28 protein-coding genes and 1 pseudogene are annotated in these 24,664 nt (G+C 60.1%); 11 read left to right on the plus strand and 18 right to left on the minus strand.

Features of this window, described 5'->3' with window-relative positions:
* Positions 1-2 precede the first annotated feature (2 nt).
* The 3 genes from folX (at position 3) to LVW35_RS23955 (ending at position 1,103) form a co-directional block, all read left to right on the plus strand.
* Positions 3-407, plus strand: a complete 405-nt coding sequence (folX, locus tag LVW35_RS23945; protein ID WP_233892309.1) for a dihydroneopterin triphosphate 2'-epimerase — start codon at positions 3-5, stop codon at positions 405-407.
* 65 nt (positions 408-472) lie between these two features.
* A complete protein-coding gene (locus LVW35_RS23950) occupies positions 473-769 on the plus strand; it encodes a DUF1244 domain-containing protein (RefSeq protein ID WP_233892310.1) in 297 nt (98 codons plus the stop codon).
* A complete protein-coding gene (locus LVW35_RS23955; RefSeq protein WP_233892311.1) occupies positions 762-1,103 on the plus strand; it encodes a HopJ type III effector protein in 342 nt (113 codons plus the stop codon). Before LVW35_RS23950 ends, LVW35_RS23955 begins: the two co-directional genes overlap by 8 nt.
* Positions 1,104-1,182: 79 nt before the next feature.
* Here the strand turns inward: LVW35_RS23955 and trxB are convergent, their stop codons facing one another.
* On the minus strand, positions 1,183-2,145 hold the full coding sequence (gene trxB, locus LVW35_RS23960; protein ID WP_016976180.1) for a thioredoxin-disulfide reductase: 963 nt from the start codon (positions 2,143-2,145) through the stop codon (positions 1,183-1,185).
* Between the two features lie 129 nt (positions 2,146-2,274).
* Positions 2,275-2,430, minus strand: a complete 156-nt coding sequence (locus LVW35_RS23965; protein WP_233892312.1) for a hypothetical protein — start codon at positions 2,428-2,430, stop codon at positions 2,275-2,277.
* Here LVW35_RS23965 and cysZ point away from each other — a divergent pair.
* Together cysZ and LVW35_RS23975 are read left to right on the plus strand one after the other, a co-directional pair.
* Positions 2,429-3,196, plus strand: coding sequence for a sulfate transporter CysZ (gene cysZ / locus LVW35_RS23970; RefSeq protein ID WP_233892313.1), 768 nt, complete (start codon positions 2,429-2,431; stop codon positions 3,194-3,196). The two genes, LVW35_RS23965 and cysZ, sit on opposite strands and share 2 nt — an antisense overlap.
* A 54-nt stretch (positions 3,197-3,250) precedes the next feature.
* Positions 3,251-4,453 (plus strand): glycosyltransferase family 4 protein, encoded by a 1,203-nt coding sequence (locus LVW35_RS23975; protein WP_233896544.1) that lies wholly within the window; start codon positions 3,251-3,253, stop codon positions 4,451-4,453.
* Here the strand turns inward: LVW35_RS23975 and LVW35_RS23980 are convergent.
* The 7 genes from LVW35_RS23980 to rplU form a co-directional block, all read right to left on the minus strand.
* Positions 4,422-5,525 (minus strand): NADH:flavin oxidoreductase, encoded by a 1,104-nt coding sequence (locus LVW35_RS23980; RefSeq protein WP_233892314.1) that lies wholly within the window; start codon positions 5,523-5,525, stop codon positions 4,422-4,424. The two genes, LVW35_RS23975 and LVW35_RS23980, sit on opposite strands and share 32 nt — an antisense overlap.
* 132 nt (positions 5,526-5,657) lie before the next feature.
* Positions 5,658-6,140: a glutathione peroxidase gene (locus LVW35_RS23985; protein WP_071489177.1), complete on the minus strand. Its 483-nt coding sequence runs from the start codon at positions 6,138-6,140 to the stop codon at positions 5,658-5,660.
* A gap of 101 nt (positions 6,141-6,241) precedes the next feature.
* Positions 6,242-6,706: a CreA family protein gene (locus tag LVW35_RS23990; protein WP_233892315.1), complete on the minus strand. Its 465-nt coding sequence runs from the start codon at positions 6,704-6,706 to the stop codon at positions 6,242-6,244.
* A gap of 15 nt (positions 6,707-6,721) precedes the next feature.
* Positions 6,722-7,840 (minus strand): glutamate 5-kinase, encoded by a 1,119-nt coding sequence (proB, locus tag LVW35_RS23995; protein WP_233896545.1) that lies wholly within the window; start codon positions 7,838-7,840, stop codon positions 6,722-6,724.
* Positions 7,841-7,951: 111 nt separating this feature from the next.
* On the minus strand, positions 7,952-9,175 hold the full coding sequence (cgtA, locus tag LVW35_RS24000; protein WP_015885843.1) for an Obg family GTPase CgtA: 1,224 nt from the start codon (positions 9,173-9,175) through the stop codon (positions 7,952-7,954).
* 193 nt (positions 9,176-9,368) lie between these two features.
* Positions 9,369-9,626 (minus strand): 50S ribosomal protein L27, encoded by a 258-nt coding sequence (rpmA, locus tag LVW35_RS24005; RefSeq protein ID WP_003176049.1) that lies wholly within the window; start codon positions 9,624-9,626, stop codon positions 9,369-9,371.
* Between the two features lie 34 nt (positions 9,627-9,660).
* Positions 9,661-9,975: a 50S ribosomal protein L21 gene (gene rplU / locus LVW35_RS24010; RefSeq protein WP_007950961.1), complete on the minus strand. Its 315-nt coding sequence runs from the start codon at positions 9,973-9,975 to the stop codon at positions 9,661-9,663.
* A 239-nt stretch (positions 9,976-10,214) separates the two neighbouring features.
* On the opposite strand from rplU, the gene LVW35_RS24015 reads away from it, so the two are divergent.
* From LVW35_RS24015 to LVW35_RS24025, 3 genes are all read left to right on the plus strand, one after another.
* The gene (locus LVW35_RS24015) at positions 10,215-11,183 is read left to right on the plus strand and encodes a polyprenyl synthetase family protein (RefSeq protein WP_010206495.1); all 969 of its coding nucleotides are present in this window, start codon (positions 10,215-10,217) and stop codon (positions 11,181-11,183) included.
* Positions 11,184-11,326: 143 nt separating this feature from the next.
* Positions 11,327-11,668 (plus strand): zinc ribbon domain-containing protein YjdM, encoded by a 342-nt coding sequence (locus LVW35_RS24020; RefSeq protein ID WP_233892316.1) that lies wholly within the window; start codon positions 11,327-11,329, stop codon positions 11,666-11,668.
* Positions 11,669-11,829: 161 nt separating this feature from the next.
* Positions 11,830-12,087: a PA4570 family protein gene (locus tag LVW35_RS24025; RefSeq protein WP_003194088.1), complete on the plus strand. Its 258-nt coding sequence runs from the start codon at positions 11,830-11,832 to the stop codon at positions 12,085-12,087.
* A gap of 60 nt (positions 12,088-12,147) precedes the next feature.
* Here LVW35_RS24025 and LVW35_RS24030 read toward each other — a convergent pair whose 3' ends face one another.
* Positions 12,148-12,765 (minus strand): FKBP-type peptidyl-prolyl cis-trans isomerase, encoded by a 618-nt coding sequence (locus LVW35_RS24030; RefSeq protein ID WP_017531131.1) that lies wholly within the window; start codon positions 12,763-12,765, stop codon positions 12,148-12,150.
* A 384-nt stretch (positions 12,766-13,149) separates the two neighbouring features.
* Here LVW35_RS24030 and LVW35_RS29280 point away from each other — a divergent pair.
* A pseudogene (locus LVW35_RS29280) lies at positions 13,150-14,079 on the plus strand (methyl-accepting chemotaxis protein); the annotation flags it as partial.
* The gene (locus LVW35_RS29285; RefSeq protein WP_370636473.1) at positions 14,071-14,934 is read left to right on the plus strand and encodes a methyl-accepting chemotaxis protein; all 864 of its coding nucleotides are present in this window, start codon (positions 14,071-14,073) and stop codon (positions 14,932-14,934) included. The pseudogene LVW35_RS29280 and the gene LVW35_RS29285, both read left to right, overlap by 9 nt.
* Before the next feature lie 621 nt (positions 14,935-15,555).
* Here the strand turns inward: LVW35_RS29285 and LVW35_RS24040 are convergent.
* The 4 genes from LVW35_RS24040 to LVW35_RS24055 are packed head-to-tail and all read right to left on the minus strand — an operon-like array spanning position 15,556 to position 19,654.
* Complete coding sequence (locus tag LVW35_RS24040; RefSeq protein ID WP_233892318.1) at positions 15,556-15,924, minus strand: glyoxalase superfamily protein; 369 nt, start codon at positions 15,922-15,924, stop codon at positions 15,556-15,558.
* A 27-nt stretch (positions 15,925-15,951) separates the two neighbouring features.
* Positions 15,952-17,415, minus strand: coding sequence for an N-acyl-D-amino-acid deacylase family protein (locus LVW35_RS24045; RefSeq protein ID WP_233892319.1), 1,464 nt, complete (start codon positions 17,413-17,415; stop codon positions 15,952-15,954).
* Between the two features lies 1 nt (position 17,416).
* Entirely contained in the window at positions 17,417-18,277 is an 861-nt protein-coding gene (locus LVW35_RS24050; protein ID WP_233892320.1) for a MurR/RpiR family transcriptional regulator, read from the minus strand.
* A gap of 27 nt (positions 18,278-18,304) precedes the next feature.
* The gene (locus LVW35_RS24055) at positions 18,305-19,654 is read right to left on the minus strand and encodes a GntT/GntP/DsdX family permease (RefSeq protein ID WP_233892321.1); all 1,350 of its coding nucleotides are present in this window, start codon (positions 19,652-19,654) and stop codon (positions 18,305-18,307) included.
* A 247-nt stretch (positions 19,655-19,901) separates the two neighbouring features.
* On the opposite strand from LVW35_RS24055, the gene LVW35_RS24060 reads away from it, so the two are divergent.
* Complete coding sequence (locus LVW35_RS24060; protein WP_233892322.1) at positions 19,902-20,282, plus strand: lysozyme inhibitor LprI family protein; 381 nt, start codon at positions 19,902-19,904, stop codon at positions 20,280-20,282.
* Positions 20,283-20,286: 4 nt separating this feature from the next.
* On the opposite strand, the gene LVW35_RS24065 is transcribed toward LVW35_RS24060, so the two are convergent.
* The 4 genes from LVW35_RS24065 to LVW35_RS24080 all read right to left on the minus strand — a co-directional run bounded on the left by LVW35_RS24065 (position 20,287) and on the right by LVW35_RS24080 (position 24,645).
* Entirely contained in the window at positions 20,287-21,732 is a 1,446-nt protein-coding gene (locus tag LVW35_RS24065; protein WP_233892323.1) for a SulP family inorganic anion transporter, read from the minus strand.
* Positions 21,733-21,927: 195 nt separating this feature from the next.
* Positions 21,928-22,821, minus strand: coding sequence for an NAD-dependent epimerase/dehydratase family protein (locus LVW35_RS24070; RefSeq protein WP_233892324.1), 894 nt, complete (start codon positions 22,819-22,821; stop codon positions 21,928-21,930).
* Positions 22,822-22,923: 102 nt separating this feature from the next.
* A complete protein-coding gene (locus tag LVW35_RS24075; RefSeq protein WP_233892325.1) occupies positions 22,924-23,820 on the minus strand; it encodes a LysR family transcriptional regulator in 897 nt (298 codons plus the stop codon).
* Between the two features lie 60 nt (positions 23,821-23,880).
* Entirely contained in the window at positions 23,881-24,645 is a 765-nt protein-coding gene (locus tag LVW35_RS24080; RefSeq protein WP_233892326.1) for a sulfite exporter TauE/SafE family protein, read from the minus strand.
* Positions 24,646-24,664: the final 19 nt, after the last annotated feature.

Below are 24,664 nucleotides of genomic sequence, written 5' to 3' on the forward strand. Positions count from 1 at the left end.
CAATGCCACAACTTCAACCAGGCATGGCGCGCATCCGGGTCAAGGACCTGTGCCTGCGCACCTACATCGGCATTAACGAGGATGAGATCCTCAACAAGCAGGACGTGCTGATCAACCTGACCATCCTGTATGCCGCCCAGGAAGCCGTTCGCGACAATGATATCGACCACGCGCTGAACTACCGCACCATCACCAAGGCGATCATTGCCCACGTCGAGGGCAACCGCTTTGCCCTGCTTGAGCGCCTGACCCAGGAATTGCTGGACCTGGTTATGAGCAATGAGTCGGTGTTGTACGCCGAAGTCGAAGTGGACAAGCCCCATGCGCTGCGCTTTGCCGAGTCGGTGTCGATAACACTCGCGGCGAGCCGCTCAGCCTCAAGCGATAAGCTTCAAGCCACAAGTTAAAGCCAATTTCATTCCAACTTGCAGCTTGAAGCCTACCCGCTTGAAGCTGTCTCGAAGAGACCGTCATGAACGACCAACAACGCCTCGAACTCGAAGCCGCCGCCTTCCGCCGGCTGGTGGCCCACCTGGACAGCCGCAAGGATGTGCAGAACATAGACCTGATGAACCTCTCGGGCTTCTGCCGCAACTGCTTGTCCAAGTGGTACAAGGCCGAGGCCGACGAGCGCCAGATCGAGCTGAGCCTCGATGACGCCCGTGAGGTGGTGTACGGCATGCCTTACGCCGAGTGGAAAGCCCAGTACCAGAAAGAAGCCAGCGCCGACCAACAGGCGGCGTTTGTCAAAGGAAATACCCATGACTGATTTGAACACCCTGCGCGCCAGTCTTAACAGCGGCGAACACGTTTTTGCCGATACCCTGGCGTTTATAGCTGCCGGTTACGACTACCAGCCGCAAGCCTTTACCAATGGCGACGTGGAAAATGCCGCCGGGCAAAACGAAGGGTCGTGCAAGACCCTGGGCCTGGCGCTGCTGGAAGGTCTGAGCGATCAGGAAACACTGCTGGCGTTTGGTGAACATTATCGTTCGGTGGTGGGGACGCCTGAGGGCAACGACCATGGCAACATTCGTGCGTTGATTGCACACGGTTTGGCCGGCGTGAAGTTCACTGCACAGCCACTGACCCGTAAATCCTGAGTCAGATAGATCAAAATTTGGGTCATATCGCAGGCATAAAAAAACCGGCCTCGCAGCCGGTTTTTTTACTTCAACGGGTTCAGAACGACGCGTTCTGCAGGCCGTCGAGGTAACGCTCGGCATCCAGTGCCGCCATGCAACCGGCGCCAGCCGAGGTGATGGCCTGGCGATAGACGTGGTCGGCCACGTCACCGGCAGCGAAGATACCTTCGATGTTAGTGGCAGTCGCATTACCTTCGCGGCCGCCCTGCACCACCAGGTAACCGTCTTTGGCTTCCAGCACGCCTTCGAACAACGAAGTGTTCGGCGTGTGGCCGATGGCGATGAACACGCCGTCGACTTTCAGCTCGTCGAAGCTGCCGTCATTGTTCTTCAGGCGGGCGCCGGTCACGCCCATATTGTCGCCCAGGACCTCATCCAGGGTGGCGTTGAGCTTGAGGATGATCTTGCCTTCGGCCACACGGGCGTGCAGCTTGTCGATCAGGATCTTCTCGGCGCGGAAAGTCTCGCGGCGGTGAACCAGGGTCACGGTGCTGGCGATGTTGGCCAGGTACAGCGCTTCTTCCACAGCAGTGTTGCCACCACCGACCACGGCGACCGGCTTGTTGCGGTAGAAGAAACCGTCGCAGGTCGCGCAGGCGGAAACGCCTTTGCCCATGAATGCTTCTTCCGATGGCAGACCCAGGTAACGAGCGCTGGCACCAGTGGCGATGATCAGCGCGTCACAGGTGTATACGCCGCTGTCGCCGGTGAGGCTGTAAGGCTTCTTGGAGAAGTCGACCTGGTTGATATGGTCGAAGACGATCTCGGTTTCAAAGCGCTCGGCGTGCTCTTTCATGCGCTCCATCAACACCGGGCCGGTCAGGCCGTGGACGTCACCCGGCCAGTTGTCGACTTCAGTGGTGGTGGTCAACTGACCGCCCGCTTGCATGCCGGTGATCAGCAGCGGCTTGAGGTTGGCCCGGGCAGCGTAAACGGCAGCGCTGTAACCGGCAGGGCCGGAACCGAGAATAATCACTCGCGAATGACGGGTATCAGACATGACTCACTCCTATCGACCACCCAGACTACAAGGCGGCTGGAATAAAAAAGGGACCACGAAGCACTTGGGGAAGGCTTGAACTCGCAGGCCCTGAAAAATAATGGGTGCAGCGTATCGAGGGGGGCAAGATTAAGGAAATACGGAATAACAATCCAGCTCATAGGTGGTCTCTATGCAGTTGGCCAGGTTGATCGACACGTTTGTTACTGCTGATGTCGCAGCTTTCGCCAGTTGAACAAAGCCGGTAAGGTCGGCGCGTTCGCCCTCTTGCTCGGAGTTACCCATGCCCGCCCCCGCTCTTTCCGGCCCGCAATACCTGCGTGAAGGCCTCAAACTGGTGTTGAGCCCCGGCCTGCGCCTGTTTGTGTTGCTGCCGCTGGCGATCAACCTGGTGCTGTTCGTCGGCTTGATCTATTTCGCCGGCCATCAGTTCAGTTTGTGGGTCGATCATTTGATGCCGACGCTGCCGAGTTGGCTGAGTTTTCTGAATTACCTGCTCTGGCCCCTGTTTGTCGTGCTGGTGGTGTTGATGGTGTTTTTCACCTTCACCATGCTCGCCAACATCATCGCGGCGCCCTTCAACGGCTTTCTCTCGGAGAAAGTGGAAGTGGTGGTGCGCGGCACCGATGACTTCCCGGCCTTCAGCTGGGGCGAGTTGATCGCCATGGTCCCGCGCACCCTGGCCCGGGAAATGCGCAAGCTGGGTTACTTCCTGCCACGGGCCATTGGCCTGTTTATCCTGTCGTTCATTCCGGTGGTCAACCTGATCGCCGCCCCGCTGTGGCTGTTGTTTGGCGTATGGATGATGGCGATCCAATACATCGACTACCCGGCCGACAACCACAAGCTGGGCTGGAACGAAATGCTCGCCTGGCTGCGCCAGAAACGCTGGCAGAGCATGAGCTTCGGCGGCATCGTCTACCTGGTGCTGCTGGTGCCGGTGGTGAACCTGCTGATGATGCCGGCGGCGGTGGCCGGGGCGACACTGTTCTGGGTGCGTGAGCAAGGTGCAGAGGCGATGGCACAGCAGCAAAAAGTGACCCGGTCATAAATCCATCATCTCGATGACACAATGACGACATGGCCCGCGGTGACACTGTGGGTCATGACGACAGCTTCGCTTCACATCACTCTCATTACCGAAACCTTCCCGCCAGAGATCAACGGGGTGGCCAATACCCTTGGCCGCCTGTGCGAGGGTTTGCGCGCTCGCGGCCATCAAGTCGAGTTGGTGCGCCCGCGCCAGGGCGTTGACCAGAGCCGTCCCAGCGACGATGCACTGCTGCTGTGCCGCGGTTGGCCGCTGCCGGGCTATCCGGGCCTGCAATGGGGGCAGTCGTCGATGCATAAATTGCTGCGGCGCTGGACACGCCAGCGCCCGGACGTGTTGTACATCGCCACGGAAGGGCCTTTGGGCTTGTCTGCCCTGCGCGCTGCACGTCGCCTGGGGATCAGCGTGGTCAGCGGCTTTCATACCAACTTCCAGCAGTACTCGAACCAATACGGCTTGAGCCTGCTGAGCCGGATGGTCACGCACTATCTGCGCTGGTTCCATAACCGCTCGACCCTGACCCTGGTGCCCAGCGCCAGCCAGCGCCTGGAGTTGGAACGCCGGCATTTCGAGCGCCTGGGGATGTTGGCGCGCGGCGTGGACAGCCAGTTGTTCCATCCGGCCAAACGCGACAACGCGCTGCGGGAAAGTTGGGCATTGAACAGCGAGCAGACCGCCGTGCTTTATGTCGGCAGGTTGGCACAGGAGAAAAACCTGGGCCTGCTCAAGCGCTGCTTCGAGACCTTGCAGGACGCCTATCCACTGCGCCAGATGAAATTGATTATTGTCGGTGATGGCCCGCAACGCGCAACGATGGAAAAGGAACTGCCAGAGGCGATTTTCTGCGGCACCTTGCGCGGCGAAGAACTGGCGCGGCATTACGCTTCAGGCGATGTATTCCTATTCCCCAGCCTGACTGAAACCTTCGGCAACGTAGTGCTGGAAGCGATGGCGTCGGGACTGGGTGTAGTGGCCTACGACCAGGCGGCCGCGACCCAGCATATTCGCCATGGCTACAACGGCGTGCTGGCGATGCCGGGGGATGAGAACGCTTTTTGCGAGGCGGCCAATTGGCTGCTGGAGGACGCTGAAAGCCTGCGCCGCATGCGCCTGAATGCGCGCCAACATGCGAGCCGCCAGGGTTGGCCGGCGATTATCGAGCAGTTCGAGCGCCAGCTGCGCGGGGTATGCAAGGACGGGCACCCGGTGCCCGCCCTGTTGCCACTTACACCAGAGTCGTCAACGCCTCACGACTGAATGGCAGGATGTCGCTCTCGCGGCCTTCGCGCACTTTCAGGGCCCAATCCGGATCCACCAGCAGGGCACGGCCCACGGCGACCAAGTCGAACTCGTCGTTATTGAGGCGCTCCAGCAATTTCTCCAGGCTCGCGGGTTGCGCGACCTTGTCGGTATTGACCATGAACTGCAGGAACTCGCCATCCAGGCCAACGCTGCCCACGGTGATGGTCGGTTTGCCAGTGAGCTGGCGGGTCCAGCCGGCCAGGTTGAGGTCGGAACCTTCGAATTCAGGCTCCCAGAAACGGCGGGTGGAGCAGTGGAAAATATCCACGCCCGCGTCAGACAGCGGCTTGAGGAACTCGCCCAGCGCTTCGGGGGTCTGCACCAGACGCGCGGTATAGTCCTGCTGCTTCCATTGAGAGAAACGAAAGATGATCGGGAAGTCCGCGCCAACGGCCGCGCGGGTAGCCTCGATCAGCTCGATGGCAAAGCGCGAGCGGTTGGCCAGGCTGCCGCTGTATTCGTCAGTGCGCTGGTTGCTGCCTTCCCAGAAGAACTGATCGACCAGGTAGCCGTGGGCACCGTGGATTTCAACGCCGTCCATGCCAATGCTTTGGGCATCCTTGGCGGCTTGGGCGAAGGCATTGATCACATCCTTGATATCTTGATGGGTCATGCCGTGCACGACCACGGTGCCGTCCTTGAGCTTTTCCATCGGGCCATAGGCTGGCACGCTGACATCCGGCTCTGTGCCAATGCGACGTACGCTGCCCACGTGCCACAGTTGTGGGACGATCTTGCCGCCTTCGGCGTGTACCGCGTCGACGACCTTCTTCCAGCCAGCCAGAGCGGCTTCACCATAGAAGTGCGGGACATTGGGGTAGCCGTTGGACGCTAGGTGGCCGACCACCGTGCCTTCGGTGATGATCAGGCCCACGCCGGCGGCGGCGCGGCGGCGGTAGTATTCGATCACTTTGGAGTTGGGCACGCCGCCTGGTGAAAATGAGCGGGTCATTGGCGCCATGACGACGCGGGTCGACAATTGCAACGCACCGAGCTGGAAAGGCTTGAACAAGGCTTGAACAGGCATGGAAGCACTCCACGGGAGACGAGGTTTATGACGTGGATAATATGGGGCGCGCAGCGTACCGGATAGCACTATTGATCTGGGTGATTAAAGGGTAGAAGTGTAGGAGCCGGCCGGCTCCCACAGAAGAGTTACTCAGCTCAGGGCTTTTTCGATGGCTTGGACGATCGTCGGATCATCCGGCGCCGTGCGTGGGGAGAAGCGCGCGAGCACTCGCCCATCCTTGCCCAGCAAGAACTTCTCGAAGTTCCAGGTGATGTCTCCAGGAAACTCGGCACCCTCGCCCGCCAGCAGGCGGTACAGCTGATGACGATCAGGCCCGTTGACCTCGAGCTTGCTGCCCAGCGGGAATGTCACCCCGTAGTTCAGGCTGCAGAATTCCTGGATCTCCTCCTCGGTCCCCGGCTCCTGGCCTGCAAACTGGTTGCACGGCAGGCCGAGCACGGTAAAGCCCTGGTCCTTGTACTGCTGGTAGAGGTTTTCCAAGGCGGCATATTGCGGGGTCAAGCCACACTTGGAGGCCACGTTGACCACCAGCACCACTTGCCCCTTGAAGGGCGCCAGCGGCAGCTCTTGTCCGTCCAAAGCTTTGAGTTTCAGATCGTGGAAAGCACTCATGACGAACTCCAGATATCCCATGTTCTTCGCATTGCGGCACGTCGAGATTACAACCCGCAAGCCTGCAATCATAGACGTCGATTGCAAAACTCGCCTGCGAGTTACTGAGCGGTCGGCCAGGGCAAAATCGGAATCGCCGTCACTGCATTCTGCGGGCTGCCTTCGATCAGACGGTCGCTGTACACCAGGTAAACCAGGGTGTTGCGCTTCTTGTCGAGGAAGCGCACCACCTGCATGGTCTTGAACACCAACGAGGTGCGCTCCTTGAACACTTCGTCGCCGTCCTTGAGCTCGCCCTTGAAGCGGATCGGGCCGACCTGACGGCAGGCAATCGAAGCTTCGGCGCGGTCTTCGGCCAGGCCCAGGCCGCCTTTCACACCGCCAGTCTTGGCGCGCGACAGGTAGCACGTCACACCGTCGACCTTGGGGTCATCGAAGGCTTCAACCACGATCCGGTCGTTGGGGCCGACAAACTTGAACACCGTCGACACCTGGCCGACTTCTTCGGCGCAGGCCAACAGCGGCATGGCCACCAGCAGGCCGAGCAATCCCTTCATGACACGCATTATGTGTTCCTTTGGTTAGACCAGGATCAGGTTGTCGCGATGCACCAGTTCGGGCTCCGCCATGTAGCCCAATAGTCCGACAATCGCATCGGAGGATTGTCCAATGATTTTCTGTGCTTCAAGGGCGCTGTAATTGGCCAGGCCACGGGCAATCTCACGACCGTCCGGCGCCACGCACACCACCATCTCTCCCCGGCGGAAGCTGCCCTGCACCAACTTGACGCCGACCGGCAGCAGGCTCTTGTTGCCTTGGGACAACGCCGACACGGCCCCCCCGTCCAGCACCAGCGTGCCACGGGTTTGCAGATGACCGGCCAGCCACTGTTTGCGCGCCGCCAGCATGCCGCGTTCCGGCGACAGCAGCGTACCGATGCGCTCGCCGGCTTTCAGGCGATCCAGCACACGTTCAATGCGCCCGCCGACGATGATGGTGTGAGCACCGGAACGTGCGGCCAAACGTGCTGCACGCAGCTTGGTCTGCATGCCGCCACGGCCCAGGGCGCCTCCGACACTGCCGGCCACAGCGTCCAGCGCGGGGTCATCCGCGCGAGCCTCATAAATAAGCTGGGCCTCGGGGTTGTTGCGCGGGTCGGCGTCAAACATGCCATCGCGGTCGGTGAGGATCACCAGCAGGTCGGCTTCCACCAGGTTGGCCACCAGGGCAGCCAGGGTGTCGTTGTCGCCGAAGCGGATTTCGTCGGTGACCACCGTGTCGTTCTCATTGATCACCGCAATGACCTTGAGCTCCACCAGCGCACGCAGGGTGCTGCGGGCGTTGAGGTAGCGCTTGCGGTCTGACAGGTCGTCGTGGGTCAGCAGGATCTGCGCCGTGTGGCGGCCGTGCTCGGCAAAACTGGATTCCCAGGCTTGCACCAGGCCCATCTGGCCGATCGCGGCGGCGGCTTGCAGTTCGTGCATCGCGCTGGGTCGCGCGGTCCAGCCGAGGCGGCTCATCCCGGCGGCAACGGCCCCGGACGACACCAACACCAGCTCTACACCGGCCTCATGCAAGGCCACCATTTGCTCGACCCAGACGCTCATGGCGGCGCGATCCAGCCCCTTGCCATCCGCCGTCAGCAACGCACTGCCGATCTTTACGACCCAGCGCTGCGCACCTGTCACTTTGCTCCGCATCATCTTCGACCTTAGATTGAGGGTTGCGCGACCCAGCGCGGCCCATAACGTTAAACCCGGATACTAAAACGCCGCTCTAACAGGAGCGGCGTTCAAGTTTATCGCAACAGATCAGTCGCGCACGTAAATGATTTCAGGACCGTCTTCATCATCCACGTCTTCCTCGTCCCAGTCATCGTCGCCGATGTCATGGACCGACTTCACGCCGCTGCGGCGCAGGGCACGCTGGTCGTCCAGGGCTTGCAGCTGGGCACGGGCTTCATCTTCGATCTGTTGATCGAGTTCAGCCAGTTCAGCCTTGAACACCGGGTCGGCCGCCAGGCGGTCGGCACGGTCTTCGAGGTAGCGCATGATGTCGCGGGTCAGGCGCTCAGTGCCTTCTTTGGCGATGGCGGAGATCACGTAGACCGGGCCAGTCCACTCCAGGCGATCAACGATTTCCTTGACGCGCTCTTCGTGCTCCTCTTCGAGGATCTGGTCGCACTTGTTCAGCACCAGCCAACGATCACGCTCGGCCAGGGCCGGGCTGAACTTGGTCAGTTCGCTGACGATCACTTCAGCAGCGTCCGGTGCGCTGGTGTCATCCAGCGGCGCCATATCGACGAGGTGCAGCAGCAAACGGGTACGAGACAAGTGCTTGAGGAAGCGAATCCCCAGGCCTGCACCATCGGAAGCCCCTTCGATCAGGCCGGGAATGTCGGCGATCACAAAACTTTTCCAACGGTCGACGCTGACCACACCCAGGTTTGGCACCAAAGTAGTGAACGGGTAGTCAGCAACTTTCGGCTTGGCGGCCGACACCGAGCGGATAAAGGTACTTTTACCGGCGTTTGGCAGGCCCAGCAGGCCCACGTCGGCAAGTACTTTCATTTCCAGCTTGAGGTCACGCTGCTCGCCCGGCTTGCCTGGCGTAGTCTGGCGTGGCGCACGGTTGGTACTGGACTTGAATCGGGTGTTACCCAGACCGTGCCAGCCGCCCTGAACCACCATCAGCTTCTGGCCGGCCTTGGTCAGGTCGCCGATCACTTCCTGGGTCGCGGAGTCGATGATCGTGGTGCCGACCGGCACGCGCAGTACCAGGTCTTCGCCTTTTTTACCGGTGCAATCGGTGCTGCCGCCGTTGGAGCCACGCTCGGCATCGAAGTGCCGGGTGTAACGGTAGTCGACCAGGGTGTTGAGGTTTTCGTCGGCCATCATGTAGATGGAACCGCCGTCACCGCCGTCACCGCCGTTTGGGCCACCATTTTCGATGAATTTTTCGCGACGGAAACTCATGCAACCGTTACCGCCGTCGCCTGCTTTTACTCGGATGGAAACTTCATCAACGAACTTCATAACAAAACGCCTCTCGTCGCACGGACGAGCTTAAGAAACCAAGACATAAGACTCTTGCAAAAATGAGCGCAGCGACCTCAATCAGCGACCGCAAAACCAGCGCCTGAGCCCATTACAAACAGCTTTGCAAGAGACTCACCCCACAAACGAAAAAGCCCCGTCGCAAGACAGGGCTTTTCCAGCGATCTCGCGATTAAGCTGCGACAACGCTCACGTAACGGCGGTTGAACGCGCCTTTTACTTCAAACTTGATCACGCCTTCGATTTTCGCGAAGAGGGTGTGATCTTTACCCATGCCTACACCGTAACCGGCGTGGAATTGGGTGCCGCGCTGACGCACGATGATGTTGCCCGGAATGATTTTCTGGCCGCCATACATCTTCACGCCAAGGCGTTTGGCTTCTGAGTCGCGACCGTTACGGGTACTACCACCAGCTTTTTTGTGTGCCATGAGTCAATTCTCCTAGTGAGGAATTAGGCTGAAATTAAGCCTGAATACCGGTGATTTTGATCTCGGTGTACCACTGGCGGTGGCCCATACGCTTCATGTGGTGCTTACGACGACGGAACTTGATGATGCGGACTTTATCGTGACGACCTTGGGAGATCACTTCAGCCACAACGGTAGCGCCAGCAACAACTGGAGCGCCGATGTTCACGTCATCGCCATTGGCGACCAACAGAACGCGATCAAAAGTAACGGATTCGCCGGTAGCGACTTCCAGTTTTTCGATCTTCAGGTATTCACCTGGGGCGACTTTGTATTGCTTGCCACCAGTAACAATTACTGCGTACGACATGGTATTTCTCCGATAATCCTGCTCACCCAGCGCTTTATAAGAAGAGGTATTGGCTGGCATGGCTGCATGGGATGGACGTCCCGAATGCAATTGCGTAAGGCAGGTGCTGCCCAGGAAGTTCAGGGTGCGCGATTGTACGCAAGGCAACGAGGTGTTGCAAGAGGCCGTCTATCGCGCCTTGACACTACGGGGCCTGGGTCCTAGCATGCCGCGCAACCCTTCTGGAGCGACTGTCGCTGATGCAACCCCAAGCTTTCTACCGCGCGGTCGCGGACGATTTTAGCGCCGTCGACGGCATCATCAAGAAGCAGCTGACTTCCAAAGTGCCGCTGGTCTCCAAAATTGGCGACTATATTACGTCGGCGGGCGGTAAGCGCCTGCGTCCTTTATTAGTGTTGCTGTGCGGAAAGGCCCTGGGTCGCGAAGGCGATGACCTGCGCCTGCTGGCAGCCACGATCGAATTCCTGCACACCGCCACCCTGCTGCATGACGACGTGGTCGACATGTCCGGCATGCGCCGTGGTCGCGAGACCGCCAATGCCATGTGGGGCAACGCACCCAGCGTGCTGGTGGGAGACTTTCTGTACTCGCGCTCGTTCGAAATGATGGTCGAACTGGGCTCGATGCCGGTGATGAAGATTCTTTCACAGGCCACCCGCATCATCGCCGAAGGCGAAGTATTGCAGTTGTCGAAGGTCCGCGACGCCAGCACGACCGAAGAAACCTACATGGAAGTGATTCGCGGCAAAACCGCGATGCTCTTCGAAGCCTCCACCCACAGCGCCGCTGCACTGTGCGGTGCTACGGCCGAACAGGCCGAAGCCCTGCGTACCTTTGGTGACCACCTGGGCGTGGCGTTCCAACTGGTCGACGACCTGCTCGACTACAAGGGCGACGCAGAAACCCTGGGCAAGAACGTCGGTGACGACCTGGCCGAAGGCAAGCCGACCTTGCCGCTGATCTACACCATGCGCGAAGGCACGCCGGAACAGGCTGCCCTGGTGCGCAAGGCGATCCAGAAAGGCGGGATCGAGGACCTGGAGGCCATCCGTGCCGCCGTTGAGGCCTCGGGTTCCTTGGAGTACACCGCACAGCTGGCGCGTGACTACGTGGCCCGTGCCATCCAGTGCCTGGAAGCCCTTCCCGCCAGCGAATACCGGGACGCCCTGGTGGAGCTGAGTGAGTTTGCGGTCGCGCGTACTCACTAAAGACTATTGGCGCAACGGGCTTTTGTGGGAGCGGGCTTGCTCGCTCCCACATTTAGACCTCATTACCACCCACTGCCCCGCTCTCGCTGCAAAACCCTATATAATGTGCGCCCTTTAGCCATCCTGACTCTCAAGGAGCCTTAGTGAGCACGTTGCCACCCTGCCCGAAATGCAATTCCGAATACACCTACGAAGACGGCGCCCAGCTGATCTGCCCGGAATGCGCCCATGAGTGGTCCGCCGATGGCGAGGCCGAAGCGGCCAGCGACGACACCGTGAAGAAAGATTCTGTCGGCAATGTGCTGCAGGACGGCGACACCATCACCGTGATCAAGGACCTCAAGGTCAAGGGCACTTCCCTGGTCGTGAAGGTCGGCACCAAGGTCAAGAACATCCGCCTGTGTGACGGCGACCACGATATCGACTGCAAGATCGACGGTATCGGCCCGATGAAGCTCAAGTCCGAGTTCGTGCGCAAAGTCTGAACCTGTTGCCTCCATCCCGCGCCTGCCGCGGGATGGCGTTTCGCCCTCTCGTCTGATCCCGCGCAATGTCCACACAGAAAAAAACAGAAACCGCCAATAGGCACTTGCTATTTTACGAATAAGAATTATTCTCATTGAAACCCATCAAGGAGATGAGACTCATGACTTATTTGATAGATGCTTGGCTGGACCGACCACACCCCTACCTGCGGATCCTGCATCGGGAAACCGGCGAAGTCTGTGCGGTGCTGGAAGAAGAAGCGCTGAATGAACTGCAGGACCAAGGCGACCTGGATGTAAATGGCCTGAGTTCCAGTGAACCCGGAGTTTTGAAGGAAGTGGTACGCAATCTATTTCTGTTCTGCTACGCCCGAGCGTTGCGCCCGGCGACAGAGCTCAATGGCAAGTTCCATCCATGAACACACCTGCAAAACACTGTGGGAGCGAGCAGGCTCGTTCCCACAGGTAATCAGCAGGTCTTACAGAACGTCGAGCAGCTCGACGTCGAATACCAGCACGCTGTGCGGCGGGATGCTGCCAACGCCTTGAGCGCCGTAAGCCAGTTCGCTCGGCACGTACAGGCGCCATTTGCTGCCGGCATTCATCAGTTGCAGGGCTTCGGTCCAGCCGGCGATCACGCCGCCCACCGGGAATTCTGCAGGCTGACCGCGCTCGTAGGAGCTGTCGAACACCGTGCCGTCGATCAGGGTGCCATGGTAGTGAGTACGCACTTGGTCTTCACGGGTCGGCTTGGCGCCGTCACCTGCGGTCAATACTTCGAATTGCAGGCCGGAAGCCAGGGTGGTGATGCCATCACGCTTGGCATTTTCCGCCAGGAACGCCAGACCGGCGCCCGCTGCTGCTTCAGCCTTGGCGGCCGCTTCGGCTTGCATGACTTCGCGGATCACTTTGAAGCTGGCGGCCATTTGCTCTTGGTCCACACGGCTTGGCTTGCCGGCGAAGGCGTCGGTCAGGCCGGCCAGGATTGCGTCCAGGCTTACACCCGGTGGCGGGTTGTCACGCAGTTGGTCGCCCAACTGACGGCCGATACCGTAGCTGACGCGGGTTTCGTCGGTGGACAGATTAACTTCGGACATGAAGAGGCTCCGCTGTAGGACAGCATTGGTTTCCCAGGCTACCCAGAACTAAAAGGGCCCGCAGACTAGCACACAAGACCGCCCAATGATCAGCCCCTCCCCGCGCCGCTACTGTGGCGACGGCCCTTTGTCACACCCGGCAAATTAGCATTTCAGATTCAGCACCTCCCGCCGATACAGCCCTACACAGCAGCTGGCTCCAAAATCAATAACCGTCCAGCACACCCCATCATTCTTGTGGAGCATTCGATGAATAGCTGGTTCGGCAACATCAGCGTCAACCTCAAACTGGGCCTGGGCTTCGGCCTGGTACTGGCCCTCACCTCGATCCTGGCCCTGACCGGCTGGACCAGCCTGGGCGGCCTGATCGATCGCAGCAACTGGATGAGCGACATCACCCAGCTCAATGCGTCGCTGACCAAACTGCGCATCGTGCGCCTGCAGTACATGCTCGCCAATGGCGACGAAGCCGTGGCCCAAAACGTACAGACCAACCTGGATGCCTTCGCTGCCCAGCAGCAACAATTGCTGGACAGCTTCAAGAGCCCGGACAACCTCAAGCTGCTCAACGAGCAGAAATCCATCATCACCGCTTATCAGCAGTCACTGAACAAAATGCGCGAGGCCTACCGTAACGGTAACGCCTCGCGCCAGGTGATGGGTGACAAGGCCGATATCGCCAATGCACAAATCAACGCGCTGGAAACCAGTGTGAAGCAAATGCCCGACAGTTCGGAGCACCTTGCTCAGTTCCAGGCTGTGGCCGACGCCAAGATGCAATTCCAGTTGGCCCGCTACGAAGTGCGTGGCTACACCGGTAACGTCAGTCCGGAGACTGAAGCCCGCGCTGCCGCACAGATTGAAAAGGCCATTGCCGGTTTGAAAGATCTCAGTGTCGTCTTCGGCTCCAGCCAGCAAAGCGCATTGATCGCGCTGGAGACCGCGCTGGGGGCCTATCGCAGCGCCGTGCAGAACTACAAGGCGGCCAACGCCAACATCGTCGCGGCCCGTGCCGAAATGACCACCCAAGGCGCTGATATCGTCACGATCAGCGACAAGCTGTACGAGATCCAACTCAATCGCCGCGACGCCGAAAGTGCCCAGGCCCGCAGCCTGCAATTGATCAGCACCTTGCTGGCACTGCTGGTGGGTGTCATCGCCGCATGGGTCATCACCCGTCAGATCACCCGGCCGATCCAGGAAACCCTGGCCGTGGTGGAACGCATTGCCTCCGGAGACTTGAGCCACAACATCCAGGTTACTCGCCGGGATGAGCTGGGCGTGTTGCAACAAGGCATCCAGCGCATGGGCACCACCTTGCGTGAGCTGATCAGCGGTATTCGCGACGGCGTGACTCAGATCGCCAGCGCCGCCGAAGAGCTGTCGGCCGTGACCGAGCAGACCAGCGCCGGCGTCAACAGCCAGAAGATCGAGACCGATCAGGTCGCCACGGCGATGCACGAAATGACCGCCACCGTGCAGGAAGTGGCGCGCAACGCCGAACAAGCTTCCCTGGCCGCCGCCGACGCCGATGGCCAGGCCCGCGCGGGCGACAAGGTAGTTGCTGAAGCCATCGCCCAGATCGAGCGTCTGGCGGCGGAGGTGGCTCGTTCCACCGATGCCATGACGCACCTGCAACAAGAGAGCAACAAGATCGGCAGCGTGATGGATGTGATCAAGGCCGTCGCCGAACAGACCAACCTGCTGGCCCTCAACGCCGCGATCGAAGCAGCGCGGGCTGGTGAAGCCGGGCGTGGGTTTGCCGTGGTCGCCGACGAAGTTCGCGGCCTGGCCCAGCGTACGCAGAAATCCACCGAGGAAATCGAAGGCCTGGTCGCCGGCTTGCAGAACGGTACCCAGCAAGTGGCCAATGTGATGAACAACAGCCGCAGCCTCACCGACAGCAGTGTCGAGCTGACGCGCAAGGCCGGTGTGTCGCTGGAGAACATCACCCGAACCGTATCGAATATCCAGTCGATGAACCAGCAGATCGCCGCCGCCGCCGAGCAGCAAAGCGCCGTGGCTGAAGAGATCAGCCGCAGCATTGTGAATGTGCGTGATGTGTCGGAGCAGACCGCGACCGCAAGTGACGAGACGGCCAAGTCGAGTGTGGAACTGGCGCGGTTGGGGAGCCAGTTGCAACAGATGGTCAGCCACTTCCGCGTGTAAGAAACCAAAAAGCCGCCTCAGTCTGAACTGAGGCGGCTCCACTTCTCAGACCTTAGCGGTCATCGAAGCTGTCCCGCAGGAACTTCCAGACGTGATAAGCACGCAGGCAGTTCACTACGAGGTTCCACGTACGTCGTGCAAACTTAGACATACTCGGCCCTCCGTGAGTTGGGCCTTACCTCCAGCGCACTTACCGGAACATGTGAGCCTTTGGACGCGGGTCATCGCATCTTTGAGGCGGCCGGGCTAATGGGCTTACCGCATGAATCCGGCACGGATTACTAGCCCGTGGCGATCAGTACCCGGCTCACCTAAAAGCAACCAACGCAGAACGGGGTGAAGCCTAACCAAAATCCGCCATGAAGGTGTGACAGAAAGTGGTTAAATATCCAGTATTTGTTTCGAAGATTTACTGCAAACTAGTGCAGCGAAAATCGACATAATGAAACGTTCAAGATTATCGGTGCCGACCATCGCCTAACCTTGCGCGATAAAATGACCGGCGGTAGTATCCGCCTGCGGGTCATCGCATCTTTGAGACAACAACCCCAGCCACTCACTGGGTTTGCAAAAAAAAAAACGCCCTACTAAGGCGGTTTTTTATTGCCTGCGATTTCCCCCTCAGCCCTCGCCTTCCTCGACAAACACCACCCGATTCCCAAACGGGTCCTTGATGCTCATCTCCCGCGATCCCCAAGGCGTGTCCTCAACCCCGGGCTTGGCATAACGGTAATCCTTGCCCACCAACTGCTGCTGGTAAGCATCCACACCCTGAGCCTGAATCCGCACCGCCGAACCTGGCGAGGCGTCGCCATGATGCTCAGTCAAATGCAACACGCACTCACCCAGCGACACTTGCAGGTACAACGGAAAATTCGCCTCGAAACGATGCTGCCAATCCACCTTGAACCCCAGGAAATCGACGTAGAACTCCAACGCCTTGGCCTCGTCGAAAATCCGCAGGATGGGGATGACTTTTCCTAAGTGCATGGCAACCGCTCCATTTAAATAAGCATCCTATAAAGACGAAAACCCATGACGCAAATCCCCACTACGCGCCAGGAACCGACCCGGCCGCTGACCGTTCGCCTGCCCGTCGCTGTAGCTCAACACGCCGTTGACCCATACCCCGTCAATGCCTTCCGCCGCGCGCTGCGGCTCCTTGAAATCCGCCACATCGCGCACGCGCAAGGGGTCGAACAGCACCAGGTCGGCCCAGTGCCCTTCACGGATCTCTCCGCGCTCAGCCAAACCAAACCGCGCCGCCGACAACCCCGTCATTTTGTGCACGGCGGTGTGCAGTGGGAACAACCCCACATCCCGGCTGAAATGCCCCAACACCCGTGGAAACGCGCCCCATAAACGCGGATGCGGGAACGGATCCTCCGGCAACCCATCCGACCCGACCATCGACAACGGATGCGCCAGGATGCGCCGCACATCCGCTTCATCCATCCCGTAGTACACCGCACCTGCCGGTTGTAGTCGGCAGGCTGCGTCCATCAGCGAAACATCCCACTCAGCGGCAATATCCTGCAAATCACGCCCGCCCACTTCTGGATGTGGCGTCGACCAGGTGATGGTAATTCGAAACGCGTCGGTCACCTGCTTGAGATCCAGGGTCGAAGAACTCGCCGCATAGGGGTAGCAGTCACAGCCCACCGGATGGGTTTTCGCCGCCAGTTCCAGCGACGCCAACAGCTGCGGACTACGACCCCAGTTACCGGCACCGGCACATTTGAGGTGGGAAATGATCACCGGCGCCTGGGCACGCCGGCCGACAAGGAACGCTTCCTCCATCGCCTCCAGCACCGGCTCGAACTCACTGCGCAAATGGGTGGTGTACAGCGCGCCGAATGCGGTGAGTTCTTCACACAGTTGCAGCACTTCATCGGTCTCGGCGTTGAATGCACTGGCATACGCCAGGCCTGTGGATAAACCGAGGGCACCGGCTTCGAGGCTCTCTTGCAACTGCACGCGCATGGCGGCAATTTCATCCGCTGAGGCAGTGCGGTGCAGGTCATCCATATGGTTGCTGCGCAGCGCCGTATGGCCGACCAACGCCGCGACGTTGACCGCCGGGTGAGCGTTCTCGACCGCCGTGCGATAGTCGCTGAAACGCGGATACACAAACGCCGAAGCACTGCCCAACAGGTTCATCGGATCCGGCGGATCACTGCGCAACGTCACCGGCGACGCGCTGATGCCACAGTTGCCGACAATCACCGTGGTCACACCCTGGCTCAGCTTGGGCAGCATCTGCGGATGGCGGATCACCACGGTATCGTCGTGGGTGTGCACGTCGATAAACCCCGGCGCCAGCACACGTCCGCACCCCTCGATTTCATGCTCGGCCACAGCCGCCGACAAGTCGCCGATCGTCTCGATGCGCCCGTCGCGCAGCCCCACATCGGCGACGTAGCCTGGGGTGTTACTGCCATCAATGATCAGCGCCTGGCGGATCAACGTGTCGTACTTCATATCAGTCTCCAAGCGGCAGGCTGTCGGGGCCACTGCGATAATCGTCCAGGGCCAGCTTGATGCGGCGCAGGCGTTCCTGGTTGTCGTCCGGCAGGGCCAACGCCAGCTCGGTGGCGAGCAGATCGATGGCCAGCAGCATTCCGTAGCGCGCGGCGGTAGGCTTGTAGATAAAACTGGTTTCAGCCGGTTGCAGCGGCAGCAAGACATCCGCCATCTGCGCCAAGGGAGAGTCGGCCAGCGTGATGGCGACGATGCGCGCGTCGTAGTTGCGCGCCAGCTCCACCACGTCCAGCAGTTCAGGGGTGAGGCCAGTCAGCGAACACACAATCAACGCATGCTCCGGTCCCAGCGTCGCCGCCGTGACGCGCATCATCACCGAGTCATGGCAGGCGGCAATCGGATAACCCAGGCGCACCAGACGCACCTGTAACTCATCGCTGCACAGGCTCGACGGACCGCCCATGCCGAACGCATGGATCATCCGCGCCTTGCTCAACAGGTTGACCGCATCGACGAAACTCGCTTGGTTGAACCCCGACAAATGCTGACGCAACGTCGCTTCGATATCACCCAGAATCTGGCGATGAAACGCCGACTGCTCCGGCAACCCCGCCGGGTCGAGGAAGCGACTGCCGACACCACTGGCCTGGGCCAATTGCAGGCGCAAATCACGCAGATCCCGGCAGCCCACACTGCGCGCGAACCGCGACAAAGTGGCCGTGCTGACCTCGGCCCGTTGGGACAGCTCTTCCAGGCTGGCCGACGCGGCAAAGCCCACATCATCGAGCATCAGCTTGGCGATACGCCCTTCGCCGGCGCTGAAGGAGTCCTGGCGGGCGCGGATCTGGTAGAGGATATCCATGGGGGCTCCGGGTCACAAAAATGAGGCTCATAAAACAAGAGACAGCCCGTAGGTCAGACCGAAGGCGACCACTGAAATCAAGGTCTCCAGCACGGTCCAGGTCTTGAAGGTCTGGATCACCGTCATATTGAAGTATTCCTTGATCAGCCAGAAGCCACCGTCGTTCACATGGGAAAAGATCACCGAGCCCGCACCGGTGGCCAGCACCAGCAATTCGGGGTGTGGATAACCCAGGCCCATTGCAACCGGCGCCACTACGCCAGACGCGGTGGTCATGGCGACGGTGGCCGAACCGGTGGCGATACGCATCAACGCCGCAAACAGCCAGCCCATCACCAGCGCAGACAAATGGAAAGCATGGGCCAGGCCGAGAATTTCATTGGTGACGCCCGCATCCACCAGAATGCGATTCAAACCGCCGCCCGCGCCCACCAGCAAGGTGATGCTGGCGGTCGGCGCCAGGCATTCATTGGTGAATTTGAGGATCGACTCGCGGTTGAAGCCTTGCGCCAAGCCCAGGGTCCAGAAGCTCACCAGGGTCGCCACCAGCAGCGCAATCACCGAGTTGCCGATAAACAACAGGAACTGGTTGAAGCCAGTGCCCGGCGTGGAAATCACATTAGCCCAGCCGCCGATCATCATCAGCACCACTGGCAACAGGATGGTGCCCATGGTCAGCGTGAAACTCGGCAAGCGGGTACGCGGTTCGCGGTCGATGAACTGGCGTTCCAGCGGGTTTTCCGCCGGCAGGTGAATACGCGGCACGATGAATTTGGCGTACAGCGGACCTGCGATGATTGCCGTAGGAATACCGATCAGAATCGCATACAGCACGGTCTGCCCCACCGATGCGTTGTACGCCAGCACCGCCATCATCGCCGCCGGGTGCGGCGGCACCAACGCATGCACCACCGACAGCCCGGCAACCATTGGCAAGCCAACCATCAAGATGGACACACCGACGCGGCGCGCCACGGTAAAAGCGATCGGCACCAGCAACACAAAACCGACTTCGAAAAACAGCGGCAGCCCCACCAGAAAGGCGATACACACCATGGCCCAGTGTGCGTTTCGCTCGCCAAAACGATTGATCAGCGTGCGCGCCACCTGCTCGGCGCCACCGGACTCGGCCATCATCTTGCCGAGCATGGTGCCCAGCGCCACCACCAGGGCAATGTGCCCCAGGGTCTTACCGACGCCCGCTTCATACGAACCCATGATGGTGTCTGCCGGCATCCCGGCCATCAGCGCCAGGCCAATGGACACCAGGGTGATGACGATAAACGGGTTGAGCCGGTAACGTGCAATCAGCACGATCAAAGCAATGATGGCGATGGCAGCGTATGCCAATAGCCCGAAGCCCGGTGATGCGGCCATGCGGTACTCCTCGGAAAGGGTCACGTCGATCTGTTGTGAAACTCATAAATCATTACCGATGAATATTTTCAATTTTCATGAAAATAATTTTCGCCCACGGATAAGCGCTGTCGCGTTGGGATATGCCCGACAGGTGTGTATGAAAATTCGAGGGGTGTTCTTACATGAAGATCAGAAGATGCCGGAAACTCGAACGCCGCCATCGAGTCTTAGAATGCGCCTCCCCTCATGCCAAGGAAAACCGACCATGATTCGCACCTCCCTCGCCGCCAGCGCTTTGTTTCTCGCCCTGTGCGGCTCCGCCTCGGCTGCCGAAAACGCAGCGTTGAAAAAATGCATGGACAGCGCCAACACGACCGCGGCCATGGTCAATTGCAACGCCAAGGAAGCCAAGGTGCAGGACACGCGCCTGAACAAGGCCTACAAGACCGCCCTCGCCGCCCAGGAAGGTGCGCGCAAGCAGCAATTGCAAGACGTGCAGCGCCTGTGGATAAAATACCGTGATGCTAATTGCGGCTTCGCCGGCTCCGCCACCGGTGGCACCATCGACCAGGTCAACGGCGCCGCCTGCGTGCTGGACATGACCCAGACCCGGGCCCAGGAGCTGGAAGACCTGGTTGGGCCGTGATTACTTATTCATGATGAACCCGGGCGCGCTTGAGCAGTTTCTTGCAGCGCTCCGACAGATGCAGCACACGCAGGTGCTTGCCGGCCTTGGTGTAACGCTCGCGCAATGTCATCAGCGCGGCAATCGCCGAGTAGTCGACAAAGCTCAGGTGACGGCAATCCAGCGTCACCTGGGCCGGGTCGTTGGCCGGGTCGAACTGGTTCAGGAACGGCGTGGTCGAGGCAAAGAACAAAGTGCCATGCAGGCGATAGAGCTTACTGCCATCGGCTTCCAGATGCTCATCGGCATACAGCTCGCGCGCTTGTTGCCAGGCAAAGTTCAGCGCCGCAATTACAATCCCGCAGAGCACCGCCGTGGCCAGATCGGTGAACACGGTGATCACCGTTACCGCGATAATCACCAGCACGTCGTTGAGCGGCACCTTGTTGATCACCCGCAAGGAGGCCCAGGCGAAGGTCTGCTGAGACACCACGAACATCACACCCACCAGCGCCGCCAGCGGGATCCGCTCGATAAACGGTGACAGGAACAGAATGAACAACAGGATCATCACCCCGGCAAACACACCGGAAAAACGCCCGCGCCCGCCGGAGCTGAGGTTGATCACGGTTTGCCCGATCATCGCGCAACCGCCCATGCCGCCGAACAGACCCGAGACCATATTCGCCGCGCCCAAGGCCACGCTTTCGCGGTCCGGGTAGCCGCGGGTTTCGGTGATTTCGTCGGTGAGGTTGAGGGTAAGCAGGGTTTCCAGCAGGCCGACAATGGCCATCAGGAAGGCGTACGGCGCGATGATGCCGAGGGTTTCCAGGGTCCAGGAAATTTGCGGCAGCGCAAAGGTCGGCAGGCCGCCGGCGATGTGAGCCATGTCGCCCAACGTGCGAGTCGGCAAGCCCAGCAGATAAACCGCCAGGCCGACGCCAAGGATCGCCACCAACGCGGGCGGCACCGCACGGGTGATGCGCGGCAGCAGGTAGACGATGGTCATGGTCACCAGCACCAGGGCGATCATCACGTACAGCGGCGTGCCGCTGAGCCAGTGTTCACCGCTTTTGAAATGCTCTAACTGCGCCAGGGCAATGATGATCGCCAGGCCGTTGACGAACCCCAGCATCACCGAGTGCGGCACCATGCGCACCAGCTTGCCCAGGCGCAACAGGCCGAAGGCAACCATGATCAACCCGCCCAGCAATACCGTCGCCAGCAGGTATTCCACACCGTGTTGCACCACCAACGCCACGATCACCACCGCCATCGAGCCCGCCGCACCGGACACCATGCCGGGGCGACCGCCAAACAATGCAGTCAATGTGCAGATGATGAAGGCGCCGTAGAGCCCCATCAGCGGGTTGAGGTGGGCCACCAGGGCAAAAGCAATGCATTCGGGCAGCAACGCGAAAGACGTGGTGAGGCCAGCCAGGGCATCGGCGCGCAGACGGGTGAGGTTCATGAGGTACCGGGGGTAATGCGGGGGATAAGGCGGGGAATGGTACGGAATTGAGGGGAATGGGGCTAGTCTCGAAGACCGTATTGCCCCTTTCGCGAGCAAGCCCGCTCCCACACTGACTGCATTCCAAAACTGGAACTCGGTCAAATGTGGGAGGGGGCTTGCTCGCAAAGGATGCGCCCCGGTATCAAGCGAACATCACACCATCTCGTTGCGAATCCACTCCACGACCGAGGTGCGCTTCGGCGCCCAGCCCAGCAGTTCACGGGCATGCTTGCCTCGCACCCGACTGTTGGAGCCCAGGCCGTAGTTGGCCATTTCATAGCCCCACTCGGCTTCGGCGTCGGCCAATGGCCAATCCTGAGGTTTGCCCAAGTTCAGTGCATCGGCGATGGCGGCGGTCATGTCGATAAACGCCGCTTCGCTGCTTTCCACGAAGTAGAAGGTGCCCGGCACATTCTTGGTCAGTGCCAGCAGATACAGCGCCACCACGTCTTCGATGTGCACGTTGGACCAGATGTTCTGCCCGCTGCCCACATGGCGTACCACGCCACTCTTGCGTGCTTGCTTGAGCAGACGCGGCAATTGCACGCTGTCACGCTTCACGCCCAGGCTGTGACCGTAGATCAAGGTGTTGCAGATCACCGCCGAATTCACGCCTTCGTTGGCAGCGGCCAGGATCAGGTTGTCGATGGCGACGCGAGCGGCCTTATCGACGGTCGGCTCCGGCAGGTTGTCTTCGAAGTAGATGACATCGCTGGACTTGCCGCCCGACGCATCCCCCACAATGCTTGAACCGCTGGTGTGCAGAAATGGCTTGTTCGAGCCCTTCAATGCTGCCAGCAGGGTTTCCACAGCGGCACGATGATCGCTGCTCGCGGCATTGATCACCGCATCTGACTTTTGCGCTTGTTCGGTCAATACAGCGGCGTCATCCAGGGTGCCGATCACTGGGTTGATGCCCAGCGCAGTCATCTCGGCCGCTTGCTCAGCATTGCGCACCAGGCCGGTAACATGGTGGCCAGCCTTAACCAGGCCTGTTGCGATGGAACCACCGATAAAACCTGCAGCGCCGGTTACGAATACGTTCATGGAGAGTGCTCCTGGTGGGTAAGTGATGGGGCCAGTATCAAGGGCCTATCCCTGACGAATAAGCCCCTATTGCCCAATTCACTCTTGCGCGAGGGTCACGAATCAGCTGGCATAACGCGCCAGCTTGGCCTGGATGAAGTCCAGGAAACACTGGATGCGCAACGCCAACTGCGAGTTTCGGTAGAACACCGCGTGGATCGGCTGGCGATAACCGCTGTTGAACGCCTCCAGCACCGGCACCAGGCGCCCGGCCTCGATGTCGGCGATGGTCATGAAGTTCGACAAGCAGCAGATACCCTGCCCTTCCAGCGCCAACTGGCGCACGGTTTCACCACTGGACGCCGCCACACCGGGCTGGATCAGCCAACGGTCGCCCTCCACATGGCGCAGTGGCCAGTGGTTGAGGGTTTCGGTCTGGGTGAACCCCAGCAAGGTGTGGTCCGCCAATTCAGCGACCGTGGTCGGCGTACCGTATTGCTTGAGGTAATCGGGGCTGGCAAGGATATGCAGCGGCGTACAGCCGAGTGCGCGCGCGTGCAGGGTGGAGTCGGCCAACGCACCGATGCGGATGGCAATATCGGTGCTCTGTTCCAGCAGGTCGATGATCAGGTCATCGCTGTTCAGCTCCAGCTGGATATCCGGGTAAAGGCTGCGAAACTCGGCGATATACGGCACGATTCCATGCAGCATGAACGGCACCGCCGCATTGATGCGCAGGCGCCCTGCCGGTTGCTTGTGCCGCGAAGACAGGTGCTCTTCCAGCTCATCCATCTGCGTCAGGATCACCTTGGCCTGTTCGAAGAAGTATTTGCCCTCCTCGGTCAGGTCCATGCGCCGTGTGGTGCGGTTGATCAGCGTGGTGTCGAGCTTGGCTTCCAGGCGTGACAAGGTGCGACTGACCGCAGAGGGTGTCTGACCGACCTGTTCTGCGGCAGCGGAAATCGAACCGCATTCAATCACGCTGACGAAGATCTGTAGCTCATCGGATCGGGCTTTCACAGGCTGTCCTCTTTAATCGGTTCGCAGCAGCTTACACTGAGAGATTGGACTGCCGCGCCCTTAACCACTGATCAGTAGATGAGCGCCCAATAGCGCCATACCGACGAAAAATACGCGCTTGAACAACACCGCACTGATTCGCTGACGCACCGCCTGGCCCAGCCACATGCCCAGCAATGCCGGCACCAGCGCCAGCAGCGATGCATTGATCTCACCGCCACCAAGGGTGCCGCGCCAGGCCAGGGCGGCGGCCAATGCCAGCGTCGATACGGTGAACGATACCCCCAGCGCCTGCACCAACTGATCACGGTTCAAGCCCAGGGCTTGCAGATAGGGCACAGCAGGAATCACGAACACGCCGGTCGCCGAGGTGATGATGCCGGTAATCACGCCGCACAGAGGGCCCAGCCAGCGCTCGGCCTCAGGCTTTACCTTGAACGTGGGCAGGAACAATCCGCTCAGCGCATACACCAGCAACGCCCCGCCCAACGCATGGCCCACCCAGCTTCCCCCGCTCATGCCCAGCCACAAGCTCCCAAGCCCTGTGCCGAGGAAGATCAGCAGTAGCATCGGCCACAGGCGTTTAAGCAACGCACTCAGATGACCGCCGAACGCCAGTTGCCACAGGTTGGTGATCATCGACGGAATGATCAGCAACGCCGCAGCCTGCGCCGGTAACATAGCCAGGCCGAGCAAGCCCATGGAGACTGTCGGCAAGCCCAGGCCGATCACGCCCTTGACGGTGCCGGCCAGCACGAAGGTGCCGATCACCAGCAGGGTCAGGGCGGGGCCGATATCTTGGTAGAACGCGAGGAAAGTATTCATGGGGCAAGTGTGAGGCTTT

Source organism: Pseudomonas sp. HN11, assembly GCF_021390155.1.
Taxonomy (GTDB): domain Bacteria; phylum Pseudomonadota; class Gammaproteobacteria; order Pseudomonadales; family Pseudomonadaceae; genus Aquipseudomonas.